Source organism: Streptomyces sp. NPDC026500 (assembly GCF_055567635.1).
Genome location: NZ_JBVHQB010000023.1, coordinates 1 through 15756 on the forward strand (window position 1 = coordinate 1; position 15756 = coordinate 15756).

12 protein-coding genes are annotated in these 15756 nt (G+C 71.4%); 2 read left to right on the forward strand and 10 right to left on the reverse strand.

The window, feature by feature from the left end; genetic code table 11:
• The 3 genes from ACZ4N5_RS33135 to ACZ4N5_RS33145 form a co-directional block, all read right to left on the reverse strand.
• Positions 1–227, reverse strand: a 227-nt coding sequence (locus ACZ4N5_RS33135; RefSeq protein WP_467760719.1) for a thiamine pyrophosphate-binding protein, incomplete at its 3' end; no start/stop codon positions are given.
• A gap of 232 nt (positions 228–459) precedes the next feature.
• On the reverse strand, positions 460–3744 hold the full coding sequence (locus ACZ4N5_RS33140; RefSeq protein WP_467760720.1) for a putative bifunctional diguanylate cyclase/phosphodiesterase: 3285 nt from the start codon (positions 3742–3744) through the stop codon (positions 460–462).
• Positions 3745–3963: 219 nt separating this feature from the next.
• Positions 3964–4905: a 2-hydroxyacid dehydrogenase gene (locus tag ACZ4N5_RS33145; protein WP_467760721.1), complete on the reverse strand. Its 942-nt coding sequence runs from the start codon at positions 4903–4905 to the stop codon at positions 3964–3966.
• Between the two features lie 76 nt (positions 4906–4981).
• Between ACZ4N5_RS33145 and ACZ4N5_RS33150 the strand changes: the two genes are divergently transcribed.
• Together ACZ4N5_RS33150 and ACZ4N5_RS33155 are read left to right on the forward strand one after the other, a co-directional pair.
• On the forward strand, positions 4982–5986 hold the full coding sequence (locus ACZ4N5_RS33150) for an aldo/keto reductase (protein ID WP_467760722.1): 1005 nt from the start codon (positions 4982–4984) through the stop codon (positions 5984–5986).
• Between the two features lie 103 nt (positions 5987–6089).
• Positions 6090–7259: a PQQ-dependent sugar dehydrogenase gene (locus tag ACZ4N5_RS33155; protein ID WP_467760723.1), complete on the forward strand. Its 1170-nt coding sequence runs from the start codon at positions 6090–6092 to the stop codon at positions 7257–7259.
• A gap of 13 nt (positions 7260–7272) precedes the next feature.
• On the opposite strand, the gene ACZ4N5_RS33160 is transcribed toward ACZ4N5_RS33155, so the two are convergent.
• The 7 genes from ACZ4N5_RS33160 to ACZ4N5_RS33190 form a co-directional block, all read right to left on the reverse strand.
• On the reverse strand, positions 7273–7788 hold the full coding sequence (locus ACZ4N5_RS33160; RefSeq protein WP_467760833.1) for a DUF6191 domain-containing protein: 516 nt from the start codon (positions 7786–7788) through the stop codon (positions 7273–7275).
• 47 nt (positions 7789–7835) lie between these two features.
• A complete protein-coding gene (locus ACZ4N5_RS33165) occupies positions 7836–10892 on the reverse strand; it encodes a helix-turn-helix transcriptional regulator (protein WP_467760724.1) in 3057 nt (1018 codons plus the stop codon).
• A 164-nt stretch (positions 10893–11056) separates the two neighbouring features.
• Positions 11057–11254, reverse strand: a complete 198-nt coding sequence (locus tag ACZ4N5_RS33170; RefSeq protein ID WP_467760725.1) for a hypothetical protein — start codon at positions 11252–11254, stop codon at positions 11057–11059.
• Between the two features lie 175 nt (positions 11255–11429).
• A complete protein-coding gene (locus ACZ4N5_RS33175; protein ID WP_467760726.1) occupies positions 11430–12059 on the reverse strand; it encodes a hypothetical protein in 630 nt (209 codons plus the stop codon).
• A gap of 35 nt (positions 12060–12094) precedes the next feature.
• Entirely contained in the window at positions 12095–12670 is a 576-nt protein-coding gene (locus tag ACZ4N5_RS33180) for a GNAT family N-acetyltransferase (protein WP_467760727.1), read from the reverse strand.
• Entirely contained in the window at positions 12648–14948 is a 2301-nt protein-coding gene (locus ACZ4N5_RS33185; protein ID WP_467760728.1) for an MMPL family transporter, read from the reverse strand. The genes ACZ4N5_RS33180 and ACZ4N5_RS33185 overlap by 23 nt, the downstream gene beginning before the upstream one ends.
• 184 nt (positions 14949–15132) lie before the next feature.
• Positions 15133–15372, reverse strand: a complete 240-nt coding sequence (locus ACZ4N5_RS33190; RefSeq protein WP_467760834.1) for a hypothetical protein — start codon at positions 15370–15372, stop codon at positions 15133–15135.
• Positions 15373–15756: the final 384 nt, after the last annotated feature.

Consider the following 15756-nt stretch of genomic DNA (forward strand, 5'->3'; position numbering starts at 1 on the left):
CCCTGCTCGTGGCGCACGAGCACATGACGCACCCGGCGGGAGTCCATCAACGGGTCGTAGGCCGGGAGGATCGCACCACCGGGAATACCGAATACGGTCTCGGCCCCCACCTCCTCGAGCGAGCGGATGAGGGACTGCGCACCCGTGACGTGCTCGGGGGCGGACTGCTGTCCTCCGGAACGGGGCCGCGGCTGCGGATGGTGGGCCCCGGTGGCCTGCTCGGTCATCGGCATTCTCTTCTCGATGCTGAGGGTTTTTGCGTCTTTTGTGCGATGTACGACTGGTGCCTGTGCAACAAAAAACCCCTCGTGCCGTGAGGCAAGCGAGGGGAGCGCGCCGGGTGCGGTCGCTGGGTGTTCCGGACATTTCCGGTGACCACCTAGCTTCAGCCGACGCGCTTTCCAAGTACGAGAATTCGGGTGCGCATGGCATTGACCCTCCCCCGGCACGCACCGACTGTCAAGTGGGTGGGACGGGAGTCTCATTATGTGAGCGGAGGGCCGTTCCACCCCCCAGAACAACGGGCACTCCACTCGTATACACCCCGGCGCCGCCGCCGGCGAACACCGGCTCGGCCGGTCCGTTGGGCACCGGATAGTGGCCGGAAGAAAGCGCTCTGCGCAGCCGGTACTCGTCCAGTGGCCCGGAGAACGCCATGCCCTGTCCATGGGTGCAGCCCATCGCGCGCAGGGCGACGACCTGCTCCGGAAGGTCCACCCCGTCGGCCACGGACTGCAGCCCCAGATCGGTGGCGATCCGCAGCAGCCCACTGGTGATCTTGTGCAGCCGGGCGGACTCGACGACTCCCTCGACAAGACTCCTGTCGAGTCGCAGTACGTCGACGGGGAGCCGCCTCAGCGCCGTGATCGCCGCGTAGCCGCTGCCGAAGCCGTCCAGGGCGATCCGCACACCCAGACGCCTGAGCGCGTTCAGCCGGCGCTCCAGCTCGTCCAGGGGGACCCGCGGATCGGCGTCGGACAGCTCGATGATCAGGCCGCCCGAGGCGAGCCCGTGCCGGGTGAGCAGGGACTCCACGGAGCCCAGCGGCATCGAGCGGTCCAGCAGGCGCCGGGCGGTCATCCGGACCGCGACCGGCACCGCGACGCCCGCGGCGGTGCGCTCGGCCGCCTGCTCGACGGCCTCGTCGAGCATCCAGCGGCCCAGCTCCGCGGTCCGTTCGCCGTCCTCGGCGACGCGCAGGAACTCGGCGGGCGTGAAGAGCACCCCCTGGGAGGAACGCCAGCGCGCCTGTGCGGTGACCGACGCGATCCGGCCGTTCTCCAGCGACACCACGGGCTGGTGCAGCAGGGCGAACTCACCGTCCTGGAGGGCGGAGCGCAGCCGGGTCGCCAGCTCCGCCTTGCGGACCACGTCCTGCTGCATCTGGGGCGCGTACAGCTCGACGCGGCCCTTTCCGGCCGCCTTCGCGCGGTACATGGCGAGGTCGGCGTTGCGCAGCAGCTCCCCGGCGCCCAGGCCGGGTTCGGCGAAGCCGACGCCGATGGAGGCGGCGACCCGGACATCGTTGCCGTCGATACAGTAGGGCTGGGAGAGCCTGATCCGCAGACGGTCGGCGAGCTCCAGTATCTGCTGCTCACGGGCGGTGCGGTCGCGGCCTCCGTCACCGACGATGAGGGCCGCGAACTCGTCCCCGCCGAGCCGGGCGGCGGTGTCGCCGTGCCGGACGGAGTCCTGGAGCCTGCGGGCGGCCTGGACGAGCAGCTCGTCGCCCGCCTGGTGTCCGATCGTGTCGTTGACGGCCTTGAAGCCGTCGAGGTCGATGAAGAGGACCGCGGTGCCCCGGTCGGAGGAGCGGCGCCCGGACAGTGCCTGCTGGACCCGCCGGGTGAACAGCGCGCGGTTGGGCAGGTCGGTGAGCGGGTCGTGCTCGGCGTTGTGCTGCAACTGCGCCTGGAGCCGCACGCGTTCGGTCACATCACGGCTGTTGAAGATGAGGCCGCCGTGGTGCCGGTTGACGGTGGACTCCACGTTGAGCCAGCCGCCGTCGCCGGACCGGAACCGGCACTCGATGCGAGTGGTGGGTTCCTCGGCATGGCTGGCCGCGAGGAAGCGCCGTACTTCGTGGACCACGCAGCCGAGGTCCTCGGGGTGGATGAGCGAGGCGAGCTCGGAGCCGACGAGCTCCTCGGCGTCGCGGCCGTAGACCCCGGCGGCGGCCGGGCTGACGTATCTCAGGATGCCGTTCGGTGCGGCGATCATGATGACGTCGCTGGAGCCCTGCACCAGGGAGCGGAAGTGGTTCTCCTTCTGGGCCAGCTCCTGGGTGAGGGTGATGTTGTCGAGCAGCATGATGCCCTGGCGCACGACGAGGGCGAGCACGACGAGGCCGGCGGTGACGAGCACCACGCGGTCCACATTGCGTCCGTTCAGAATGTTGTAGAGGATCCCCAACGTGCAGACGGCGGCGGCCAGATAGGGCGTCAGCGCGGCCAGCGATCCGGTGATCGGACGCGTCGCCGGGTAGCGGCCCTGTCCGGGGCCCTGCGGGTTCGCGTGCGCGTGTCCGCCCCGCTGTCGCTCGTACCGGCGCTCCGGCTCCCCGTGCTGTCCTTGGGGTTCGTCGGCCCCGGGGCCCTCCGGCGAGGCCCCAGCCGATCCGTACGGCGTGTGGCTTCCGGGGGGCCCGTGCTGTCCTTCCCGGCGCTGTCCCGGGATGCGCTCGTGCACCACGCGCGCGTGCTCCTCCGAGCCTTGCCCGTCCGGGCCGTACTCGTCGAGGTCGTGCTCGTCGGTGTCCCGCCCGTCGGTGTCGTGCCCGTGCCGGGTGACGACCCAGGGGGCGTACGCGAGGAGCAGCGAGCCGGCGAACCAGCCCGCGTCGAGGAGCTGACCCGAGTGGTAGCTGTTGTGCAGGAGGGGCGAGGTGAACAGTGCGTCGCACATCACCGTCAGGGCGAGCGCCCCGATCGCGGTGTTCACCGCCGACCTGTTCACCGACGAGCGCCTGAAGTGGAGCGCGAGAACCATGCTGACCAGCGCGATGTCCAGCAGCGGGTACGCGAGCGACAGGGCGGTGTGCGCGACGCTCGGCCCGTCGAACTTCGCGGCCTGGGCCAGCGCCAGACTCCAGGACAGAGTGAGCAGCGATCCGCCGATGAGCCAGGCGTCCAGCGCGAGACACACCCAGCCCGCCTTGGTGACGGGCCGCTTGGCCAGCACCAGCAGCCCGACGATCGCGGGCGGCGCGAAGCAGAGGAAGAAGAGATCGGCGTAACTCGGGGTGGGAACGGGACGGTCGAGGACGACCTCGTACCACCCCCAGACCAGGTTCCCGAGCGAGGCCATGGCCGAGGAGAGCGCGAACAGCAGCCACGCGGGTCGAAAACGACTCCGACGGCTACGGGCGTAGAGGAAGCAGGAGACCGCCGCGGTGCCGGCCGCGACGCTCAGCCCGAAGTCGCCCATGACCAACGCGAGACTCGTGGAGCCCCAGCCGAGCGCGGAACCGACGGCGTATCCCGCGCACACCAGGGCCAGCACGAGTTGCGAGAACAGGCCCGTCCCGCCGTCGAAGACCGTCCGACGGGTCAGCAGCGCCCCTGGGGAGCTCACCGGGCCCACCCGGTCCGTGCCCCGGGGTCCCGCTGGTCCCGATGTGCCGGGTGCGCGTGCCTCCGGCGGCAGCCGTGCCTGCGGTGGTGATGGCCGCCGTGGCCGCGGCTGTGCGTGGCCGCGCGCCAGGGTCGTCGGCGGCGGCCCCGCCGCGTCGGATCGTTGGTCCATAGGCCGTGCATCGCCCGTCGCCCCCCTCGCAGTCTCAATGTCCGTCCCCGGCGCCGAACGGTGCGCGGCGCAGCCCCTGTCGGGACGATACACCAGTCTCGTCACTCAGGGACATAGTTCCTCTACGCTCCGTAACGACCAGGGGCTATGTCGGCACTGCCCGCATTCGGGGAACTGCGGAGGGTGCCCGGAGTGGACTCGGAGCGAACGGGACGTTGCTCAGGTGCCGGTGGTGAGGACCACGTTGCGCAGCGGCTCCCGGTTCACGAAAAGGGTCAGCTGATCCGCCAGCAGCCGCTTGGCGCGCGGCCAGAACGCCGAGGTGGGCCCGCCGACATGGGGGCTGATGAGCACACCGGGCGCATGCCACAACGGGTGCCCCGGGGGCAGCGGTTCGGGGTCGGTGACGTCGAGGGCCGCGGTGATGCGCCCGCGCTCCAGCTCGGTGAGCAGCGCCGAGGTGTCGACGACGGGGCCGCGGGCCACGTTCACCAGGAGCGCGCCGTCCCTCATCCGGGACAGGAAGTCGGCGTTCACCAGGCCACGAGTGGCGTCCGTGAGAGGTGTGGACAGCACGACGATGTCGGATTCGGGGAGCAGGGAGGGCAGTTCGGTGAGGGGGCGCACGGGACCGCGCTCCGTGGCACGGGCGGAGCGTGCGACGCGCGCAACCCGCGCGAGCTCGAACGGCGCGAGCCTGTCCTCGATGGCGGACCCGATCGACCCGTACCCCACGATCAGGACGGACTTGTCGGCCAGCGAGGAACGGAAGCCCGAGCGCCACTCCTCCTTGTCCTGGCCCCGCACGAAGTCGGGGATGCCGCGCAGCGAGGCGAGGATCAGGGCGAGGGTGAGCTCGGCCGTGCTCGCCTCGTGCACCCCGCGGGCGTTGCACAGCACCACGCCGGGCGGAAGGGACTTGAGGCTCGGCAGGACGTGGTCGACGCCGGCGGAGAGTGTCTGCACGACCCGGACCGACGTCATTTCGGACATGGGCCGCTGCGAGACGGCGTGCGGCTTCATGTAGGGCACGACATAGAACACACAGTCGGCCGGATCCGCGGGAAACTCCTGGCCGCCGTCCCAGAAGCGGTAGTCGGGGCCCTCGGGGAGTCCGTCGATCTCGTCGGCGTGAAAGGGAAGCCAGACATCGGAAGTCATGGTCAGGAGGTTATGCCAGGCGCCCATGCGCGCAGAGGTTAGGTTGGGGGGCCAACCGAGGGAGGATCACGGCCAGGTGGAGCGCAGAACGATCGGGGCCGCGGCGCTCGATGTGGGGGCGGTCGGGCTCGGATGCATGCCGATGAGCTGGGCCTACACCGGGTCGCAACAGCGCGGCGAGGAGTCGCTGCGCGCGGTGAACGCGGCACTCGACCAGGGTTCGACCCTTCTCGACACGGCCGACATGTACGGCCCCTTCACCAATGAACTGCTCGTCGGGCGGGTGCTCAAGGAGCGGCGCTCCGAGGCCTTCGTGTCGACCAAGGTCGGTCTGCTGGTGGGCGATCAGCACATCGTGGCCAACGGCCGCCCCGGCTATGTGAAGCGGGCGTGCGACGCGTCGCTGCGCCGCCTCCAGACGGACGTGATCGATCTCTATCAACTGCACCGCGCGGACCCGGAAGTGCCGGTCGAGGAGACCTGGGGCGCGATGGCCGAGCTCGTCTCGGCCGGAAAGGTGCGCTCGCTCGGGCTGTGCGCGGTGGGTGCCCGGTCCGCCCGCCGAGCGGGGGCACGTTTGCACGACGGAACGATCCGGCAGCTGGAACGGGTGCAGCAGGTCTTCCCGGTGAGTACCGTGCAGGCCGAGCTGTCCGTGTGGTCGACGGAGGCGCTGGACGCGCTGCTGCCGTGGTGTGCGGCGCGCGGGGTCGGGTTCCTCGCCGCGATGCCGCTCGGCAACGGCTTCCTGACCGGCACGCTGACCCCCGGCGAGGGCTTCGAGCCCGACGACGTGCGGGCCCGCCATCCGCGCTTCACCGCCGAGATGATGGCCGCGAACCAGCCCATCGTGGTCGGTCTGCGACGCGTCGCGCGGCGGCACGGCGGCGGCCCTCCGGTCACGCCCGCGCAGGTGGCGCTGGCGTGGGTCCTGGCGCAGGGTCCGCACGTGGTCCCCGTTCCGGGAGCCAAGCGTGAGCGCTGGGTGACCGAGAACGCGGGGGCGGCCGGGCTGCGGCTGACCGCGGAGGATCTCGCCGAGGTGGCGGGGCTTCCGGGGGCGCTGGGATCCTGGGACTGAGCGGCGTTTCCGGATCCCGGTGCGGATTGCCCGTCCGTGATCGGGAACCCCTGGAACGCGAGCGGTGTATGAACAGGAGGACCGCCGCGTCGAAGGGACACTGATGGTGCAAGTTCGAGCAGTGACAGTCGTGTTGGCCACGGCCACGCTTCTGGGGACCGCCGGCTGCTCCTCCGGCGGAGGGGGCTCGGCGGGTCCGAGCACGCTCCCGGGCATCCGGAGTACGGCGCCGCACTCGCCGTCCTCCCCGAGCGCCGCCCCCGAGGCGACACCGCCCGCGAAGGGCTCGGTGAAGGTCCTGCGCACCGTGACCGAGGATCTCGACACTCCCTGGGGCCTCGCGCCGCTGCCCGGGGGCGGTCTGCTGGTGTCCTCGCGGGACAAGGGGACGATCACCCGGATCGACGAGAAGACCGGGAAGAAGACCGTCCTGGGTGAGATCCCCGGGGTGGCCCCGGCCGGCGAGGGCGGCCTCCTGGGCATCGCGCTCTCCCCCGACTACGCCTCCGACCACGAGATCTACGCGTACCTGACCACGGCCTCCGACAACCGCATCGTCCGCGTGCTGTACGACGAGCGGAAGCCGTCCGACGAACAGCTGGGCGCGCCGGACACGATCTTCAAGGGCATCCCCAAGGGCGTGATCCACAACGGCGGACGGATCGCGTTCGGTCCGGACAGGATGCTGTACGCGGGCGCGGGCGAGACGGGTGACCGGGGCCTGGCCCAGGACAAGAAGTCGCTCGGCGGGAAGATCCTCCGGATGACGCCGGAGGGTGAGCCCGCGCCGGGCAATCCGTTCCCCGACTCGGTCGTGTACTCGTACGGGCACCGCAATGTCCAGGGCCTCGCCTGGGACGACAAACAGCGGCTGTGGGCCTCGGAATTCGGCCAGGACACCTGGGACGAGCTGAACCAGATCAAGCCGGGCGACAACTACGGCTGGCCGGTGGTGGAAGGCATCGGCGACAACACTAAGTACCACAACCCGATCGTCCAGTGGCACACCGACGAGGCCTCCCCGAGCGGGATCGCCTACGCCGGGGGTTCCATATGGATGGCGGCCCTCAAGGGCCAACGCCTGTGGCGCATCCCGTTGAACGGCACCAAGGCGTCCGCGGCACCCGAGGCCTTCCTGAAGGGCACGTACGGCCGCCTCCGCACGGTCGTCTCCGCCGGCGGCGACAAACTCTGGCTGACCACGAGCGAGACCGACGGCCGCGGCACCCCCGTGAAGGGCGACGACCGGCTTCTGGAGCTGGAGGTGAAGTAGGAGGGCGGGAGGGCTACGGGGCCCGCGTGGAACCGGGGGCGGATGAGGGCCCCTGCCGAGACTCCGGACCAGGCTCGGTTACGGACTCGGGCTCGGGCTCCGGGTCCGGCTCGGGCTCCGGCTCCGGGTCCGACACGGGGTCGAGTTCCGAGTCCGGCTCAGACACGGGGTCGAGTTCCGAGTCCGGCTCAGACACGGGGTCGAGTTCCGAGTCCGGCTCAGACACGGGATCGCCCTCCGCGTCCGGTTCCGGCCCCGATACGGGGTCGAGCTCCGGGTCCAGTTCCGATACGGGATCGCGCTCCGGGTCCGGCTCAGACACCGGATCGCGCTCCGGGTCCGGCTGAAGCTCCGGCCGGTCCGCCGGCCGATGCTCCTGCCCCGGCACCCGTACGACCACCTTGCCCGAGGTGAGGTCTATCGGGCCGCGGCCCGGGTCGCCGTCGTTGAGGTCGACGCGGGTCAGTTCCAGCCGCTTGCGTTCGTCGTCGGTGTGCTTGCGCCCTGGTGCGAAGAGCTCCTCGAACATGTTGAACACGGCGCCTCCCTCGGCCCGGATCCCTCGCAGCGTAGCCCTCAGCCGACCGCTCGGGCGGCCGGGGTCTCCGGGGGGAACAGCCGCAGCCTGTGGGCCAGTGCCGCCGCCTCCCCCCGTCCTGAGACGTCCAGCTTGGCCAGAATGTTCGAGACGTGGACGCTGGCCGTCTTCGGGGAGATGAAGAGTTCCTCGGCGATCTGGCGGTTGCTGCGGCCGACCGCGACAAGGCGCAGGACGTCGCGCTCGCGGCTGGTGAGGCCGAGTGCGGCCGCGGGGTCGGCGGGAGGAGCCGTCCGGGACCGTTCGGGGGCGTGCTCCAGGGTGAGGCGGGCGCGCTGGGCGAGCAGGGCGACGGCGTCGGCGAGCGGGCGGGCGCCGAGGTGGTCGGCGGTGGCGCGGGCCAGCCGGAGGAGTTCCGTGGCGCGGGCGCGCTCGTCGTCGTCCGCGCCCGTGAGCAGCAGGGCCTCGGCGAGGCGGAGGCGGACCCGGGCGAGGTCGTAGGGGCGTTCCAGGGGTTCGAGGGCCCCGACCACCTCGGACCACTGGTCCGGGGTGCTCACGCCGTCGGCCCGCCGGATTTCGGCGCGGACCCATTCGGCGTGGGCGTGCCAGACGGGGGCTCCGGTGGGCAGGGTCCTCGCGACCGTACGGATGCGTTCCAGGGTCGGGGCGCGGCCGGGTTCGGCGACGGGCAGACCGCGGGCGTCGGCCTCCGCGGTGATGGCGGCCAGCAGCAGCGGCCAGGCATAGCGCTGGGTCCCGGGCGGGAAGCCCGCGTCCAGGGCCTGCTCCAGGGCGGCGCGGGCGTCGAGGAAGCGGCCCTCGCCGGCGGCGATGCCGATGGTGGCGCACAGCAGCGGCAGGGAATGCTGGGGCATCGGGTCGTGGGTGCCGAAGTGGCCGCGGGCAGCGGCCAGTTGGCGTCCCGCCTCGATGAGGTCACCACGGGCCAGGGCGACGGGCGCGAGACGGGACGCGCCCACGCCGGAGGCCTTGCCGCCGAGTCCGATGGCCAGGGCGTTGCGCGCGGCTTCGGCGGCCTCGTCCCACCGGCCGAGTGCGTACAGCGATTCGGAGAGGTTGCCCCAGACCCAGGCCTGGGTGTCCAACAGGCCGTTCCGACAGGCGAGTTCGATGCCCTCGGTCAGGATCGTGACGGCCTCGCGGGAGCGGCCGACCGATTCCAGATGGGAGGGCAGGTTGATGTGCAGACGGCCCACGACATAGGCGGCGCCCTGCCGGTTCGCCCGCTCCCTGACCCGGTACATCTCCGCGAGCCCGGCCTCGATGTCCCCCGCGTCGACCATCAGGCCGCCGAGGGTGAGCCGGGCGTTCAGCTCCGTGTCCCGGGCACCCACCATGTGCGCGTACTCCACGGCGCGTTCGGCCGCGGACAGGGCGCCGTGGCCGGGTTGGTGCACCATGCACCAGGCGGCGACCATGGACAGGACCTCGGCGTGCACCTCGGAGGGCGGCAGGCCGCGCACCAGGTCCTGGGCGGTTGCGAGTTCCTTCCAGCCGTCGCCGCGGACCTGTGCCTGGACGAGCCGCGAGCGCTGGATCCAGAACCACGCGGCGCGCAGCGGGTCGCCTTCGTCCTCCAGGAGGTGCAGTGCCCGCTTGGTCGTCTTCAGGGCACGCTCGCGCTCCCCGCACAGTCGTCCGGCGACGGCGGCCTCGGCCATCAGGTCGAGGTAGCGCAGGGGTGTGGTCGCGGGATCGCAGCCGCAGGGTGGATAGGCCTCCACGTAGTCGATGGGGCGCAGTTCGGCCCGTACGGCGTCGGGGACCACCTCCCACAGTTCCATCGCCCGCTCCAGGAGGCGCAGTTGCTCGGAGTGGGCGTGCCGGCGGCGGGCTTCGACCGAGGCGTCGAGAACGGCGGGCAGGGCCTTGGCCGCGTCATGGGCGTGGTACCAGTAGCTGGCCAGGCGGGTGACGCGCTCGTCGGCCGGTACGAGTGCCGGGTCGGCCTCCAGGGCCTCGGCGTAGCGGCGGTTGAAGCGGGAGCGCTCGCCGGGCAGCAGGTCGTCGCTGACGGCCTCGCGGACCAGGGAGTGGCGGAAGCGGTAGCCGTCGCCGCCGGGCGAGGCGATCAGGATGTTGGCGCCGACGCAGGCGCGCAGGGCCTCGATGAGGTCGTCCTCGGCGAGCTGTGCCACGGCGGCGAGCAGCGGGTACTCGACGGTGCTGCCGCCCTCGGCGACGATCCGGGCGACCCGCTGGGCGCTCTCCGGCAGTCCTTCGACGCGGACGAGGAGCAGGTCGCGCAGGGTGTCCGTGAGCCCCGTACGGCAGCCTTCGTGGGCGGCCACGGCGAGTTCCTCGACGAAGAACGCGTTGCCGTCGGAGCGGGCGAAGATCTCGTCGGCCTGGGCGGTGTCGGGTTCGCGGGCGAGGATTCCGGCGATCTGACGGCCGACCTCGGCCCGGCTGAAGCGGCCCAGCTCGATGCGGCGGACCGTGCGGAGGCGGTCGAGCTCGGCAAGCAGGGGGCGCAGCGGGTGGCGGCGGTGGATGTCGTCGGCGCGGTAGGTGGCGATCACGACGAGGCGGCCGCTGCGCAGCGTGCGGAAGAGGTAGGCGAGCAGATGGCGGGTGGAGGCGTCGGCCCAGTGCAGGTCTTCGAGGACGACGACGACCGTGCGGTCCGCGGCGACCCGCTCCAGGAGGCGGGCGGTGAGCTCGAAGAGGCGGGCCATGCCGTCCTCCTCGTACTGCCGTCCCCGGGTCGTCTGCGCGAGCTCGGGGAGCAGTCGGGCGAGTTCCTCCTCCTGTCCGGCGGCCGCGGCGGCGAGCTCGTCGGGCAGGTTGCGGCGCAGGGCGCGCAGGGCGGTGGAGAACGGTGCGAAGGGAAGGCCGTCCGCGCCGATCTCGACACAGCCGCCGCAGGCGACGACGGCGCCCTCGCGGGCGGCGGCGGTGGCGAACTCCTCCAGGAAACGGGTCTTCCCGACGCCGGCCTCGCCGCCGAGCAGCAACGCCTGCGGCTCGCCCGCGGCGGCGCGGGCGAGCGCATCGTTCAACACCCCCAGTTCGTCGGCTCGTCCGACGAACACCGGGCTGACGGACCTGGTCTCCACGGGCCCGAGCATGGCACAGGGGTCCGACGGGGCGGCAGCGGTTATCGGGACGGCGAGCAGTGCCCCGCCCGTCGGCCGGCCGTCCGGCGGGAGACGGCCGGCCGCCGTACGGCCGTCTCCCCGCACACCCTGCGGACGGCCGGGTGCCCCGTGTCTGTCCACGGGCGCCCCGGCGCTCATACGACGCGGGCGGACCGGTACCGGCGGGGACGGTCGCTATGGGACTGCCCCTCCGTGTCGTCGTGTGCGGACCGGTGGGTGGCCGCGCGGCGGGCGGCCCGGCGGCCGCTCGCGGCCTCCTTGGCGAGCCGGTAGGTCTGGGCCCTGCGGATCAGTTCCGCGGACCGGATCTGCTGAAGCTCGTACTCGAACATCTCGTACCCCTGGTGAAGAGTCGGTTTCGGCCTCGCTCGCTGGCGATGCCTCAACCCTCGTCTCCCAGGGGGGTGCGCCACATCGGGAGAGTTCCGCATCTTGGGAACGCGAAGGGCCTTAGGGCGGCGGTCAGATGCTTACGCCGGCCCTAAGGCCCCTCAGAGTTGTCGGGTTTCAGCTGGTGGAGGGCAGTCCGAGGATGATGTCGGAGTACTTGGCGACCGCGAGCACCAGTCCGACGACGCCGAGCGAGACGCCCGCCCAGGCGACGGACTTGATCCAGGCGGCCTGCGGCTTGCCGGGGGCACCGAACGCGGGCCGGACCAGCACGACGACGCCGACGATCAGCGCGGCCAGCGCGAAGAGGCCGCCGATCAGCGCGGTGGTCGCCCAGGCGTCGCCGTAGACCTCCTTGACCTGCGTGGCGACGCTCGCGGTCGACGAGGTCCGGAGCTGGCCGACCAGGGTCTCGCGGGCGGCGGCCACGGTGGTGACCCAGCTGCCGGTCAGCGACACCACACCGAGTCCGGCGGACACCACGGCGGCGGCACCCTGGCCGACACCGGCGTCCTTTACCGCGTCGGCGGAGTCGTCGCCGTCCACGAGGTCCTCGTCGGCCTCGTCCTGGTCCTCGGAGTCGTCCTGGCCCTCGACGTCGGTCGCGGTCCCGGCGGCCGCGGCCCCGGTCGCGTTGTCCGTGGACGCCTCGGCCTTGTCGGTCTCGGCGACGTCCACCGTCTGCTCTTCGCGCTTCGCCTCGGTACCGGTCTCGGCCCCGGCTTCGTCAACTGTCTTGGTTCCCATGAAGCGCACCGTACGGACGCTGTCTGAGAAGTTCCTTAATGCTCTCTGTGAGCGGCGTCCGAGCGTGCGGCACGCCACTCGGACGCGAGCAAGGACCACACCTCGAGGTCGTGCCGGACCCCGCGATGGGGGTGCTTCTCCCGGAGCACGCCGTCCCGGCTCATGCCGAGCCGCCGGGCCACGTTCAGGCTCGGGACGTTGCCCGCCGCGGCGACCCACTCCACGCGGTGGATCCCGCGCTCCTCGACCGCCCAGTCGATGAGGATCCTCATCGCCCGGGTGACCAGACCGCGCCCGGAGGCGGCGGGTTCCAGCCAGCAGCCGACCTCGCAGTTGCCCTGTTCCGCGTCGAAGTTCAGGAAGAGCACCCCGCCCACGAGCTTCCCCTCCAGCCACAGGCCGTGCAGGGACCCGGTACCGGCGGCGCGCATGTCGGCGTACCTCTGGAGCTGCGCCCGCGCGGACGGCACGTCCGTGGACTTGGCCCCGAAGGGGATGAACTGCCCGATGAACTCGCGTCCCCGGTCCAGGTGCGCCAGGAACTCCTCGGCGTGCCACGGCTCCAGGGGCCGCAGTTCCGCTCCGTCGTCACCCAGGGATATCGCGTACATCCCGCTCCCGCTCCTTCGTCAGCACGTCCGTCGCCTCGGCGTCCTCCGCCGCGCGGCCCAGTACGTCGGCCGCCTCGGCGTCCGTGGCCTCGGCCAGCCTCTCATGCGCGGCACGGCACTCGGGGGGCTCGATGCTGATGCGCGGCAGCCTCCGGTCGAGCCATCGGGGCAGCCACCAGTTGGCGTCGCCGAGCAGGTGCATGAGGGCGGGAACGAGGAGCGTCCGCAGGATGAAGGCGTCCAGGGCGACGGCGGCGGCGAGGGCGATGCCGAACATCGCGATGACGCGGTCGCCGCTGAGCACGAAGGCGAGGAAGACCGAGATCATGATGACGGCGGCGGAGTTGATCACCCGGCTGGTCTCGGCGAGGCCGACCCGGACGGCGCGCCGGTTGTCACCGGTCTCCAGCCATTCCTCGTACATCCGGCTGACCAGGAAGACCTGGTAGTCCATGGAGAGCCCGAAGAGCACCGACACCATGATCACGGGCAGGAACGGCTCGATGGGACCGGCGGCGCCGAGGCCGAGCAGTTCGCTCCCCCAGCCCCACTGGAAGATCGTGACGACGACTCCGAAGGCGGCGGCGACGGCGGCGATGTTCATGACCGCGGCCTTGAGCGGGATGCCGATCGAACGGAACGCGAGCAGCAGCAGGACACAGCCGAGGCTGATCACGACGCCGACGAAGAGCGGGAGCTTGCCGACGATGACGTCCGCGAAGTCGTCGTAGCTCGCCGTCACACCGCCGACCTGGACATCGAGTGCGGTGCCCGACTCGGCGCGCGGCAGGACGTCGGTACGCAGCCTGTCGACGAGGTCGCTGGTCTTCTGGGACTGCGGCGCGGAGGTGGGGACGACGGTGAGGAAGGCGGTGTCACCGGCGCTGTTGTACGTCACCGGGGTCGCCGAGGCGACACCCTCGGTGGCCCGCAGCGTGGCGTCCAGATTGTCCAGGGCGAGCCTGTCCTCGGCGCCGCGGACGTTGGTGACAAGGGTCAGGGGCCCGTTCACGCCGGGACCGAAGCCCTTTCCGATGAGGTCGTACGCCTGCCGGGTCGTCGTCGCCTTCGGGTCGTTGCCCTGGTCGGAGGTGCCCAGGTGGAGCGAGAACGTGGGCAGGGCGAGCAGGGCCATCACGACGACGGCCACGGCACCGAGCAGCTTGGGGTGGCGTTCCACGAAGGCGGACCAGCGGGCCGCGAACCCGGTGGCCATTTCCGGCTCGGGCCCGTGCTCCTCCAGTCGCCGCCGTTCACGGCGGCTGAGTGCGCGTGGACCGATGAAGGAGAGCAGTGCGGGCAACAGGGTCACGGAGGCCGCGACGGTGAGGACGACGGTCAGGGAGGCGGCGATCGCGACGCCGTTGAGGAAGCTGAGCCTCAGGATGAGCATGCCGAGCAGGGCGATGCAGACGGTGGCGCCGGCGAAGACGACCGCGCGTCCGGTGGTGGCGACGGCGTTCTCCGCCGCCTCCGCCACCGGCAGACCGCGTTTGAGGCCCCGCCGGTGTCTGGTCACGATGAACAGCGCGTAGTCGATACCGACGCCGAGGCCCACCAGCATGCCGAGCATGGGGGCGAAGTCGGCGACGGTCATGGCGTGCCCGAGGAGCACGATGCCGAAGTACGCCGTTCCCACGCCGACCAGGGCGGTGGCGATGGGCAGCATCGAGGCGGCGAGCGAGCCGAAGGCGAGGAAGAGGACCACTGCGGCGACGGCCACGCCGACGATCTCGGCCAGGTGCCCGCCGGACGGTTTGGTGAGGGCGATGGCCGTGCCGCCCAGCTCGACGTCGAGTCCCTTGGCCTCGGCGGCCTTCGCGGCGCCGACGACGGCCTGGACCTCGCCCTTGTCGAGGTTCTCGGCGCGGTCGGCGAAGGTGATGGTCGCGTACGCCGTCCGGCCGTCCGAGCTGATTCGGCCGTCCGAGTCGGTCCGGCCCGATCCCTGGTGCGCGTACGGGCTGTCGACGGAGGCCACTCCGGGGAGCTTCTCGATCTTGTCCAGGGCCCGGGTCATCGACTGTTCGACGTCGGGGGAGCGCACGGTGCCCGAGCCGGTGTGCCATACGACGGTGTCGCTGTCGCCGCCGAGGCCCGGGAAACCGGTGTTCAGGAGCTGGGTGGCGTGGCCCGATTCGGTGCCGGGGACCTCGTAGTCGTTCGAGTACGCGGAACCCGTCACGGCAGCGGCGGCAGTCACACCGCCGAAGGCCAGAAGCCAGAGCAGAACGGCGACGAGGCGATGCTTGACACACCAACGTGCGAGGGCTGCCACGAACGAGCTCCCAGGGGGGATTTGTGGATCTTTATCGGGAACTGCCCGCAAAGAACGCATGACTAATGCGCCATCACTCTTACAGCCGGAAATGATCCTTTGTCGCATTCGTGGGCTTACTCACAGGACTGCGACTCATGTCACAGGACATTCCCGGTGGCTCTGTCGCCCCGCCCGTCATCGCTCAGTCGAGCTGGTCACCCACAGCCATGACCATCACACCGACGATCATCAGCCACAGTGCTCGCCGGGTGCGGCCCTTGGCCCCGAGCACCGACGCGCCCGCGCACAGGACGGCCCCCGAGGCGTAGGAGAGGGGTATGAGGGCGGTCGCGGAGCCGCTGGAGCGCATCGCCGACGCGGCCAGCCCTGCGACGGTCAGCAGGACTCCCGTCCCGGCCGCGGTCCAGCGGGCCCGGCGCACATCCGGGTCATGATCCTCATGGTCGGGATCCTCCGCGTCCTGAACCTCGCCGTCCGGACCCTCCGAGTGCCGGTCCTCGTCGCCCGGACCCTCCGGGTTCCGACTCTCGCGGTCGCTCGTCCCGCCGCCCTGAACCTCTTGGTCATGATCCCCGCGGTCGGGCGTCTCGCGGGCGGGCGTCCCGCGGTCCTGCTCCTCTTTGTCCTGCTCCTCTTTGTCCTGAACCTGCGGGGCCTGAACCTCCGGGTCCTGGACCCTGCCGTCACGCGTCTCGCGGTCGTGCGTCTTGTGTTCGTGCGTCTCGGAGTCGGTGCTTCCACTCATGGCGCGCGAGCGTAGCGCGTTGACCTGAGCACGCCGACACAGACCCCAGGGGGTGCATCG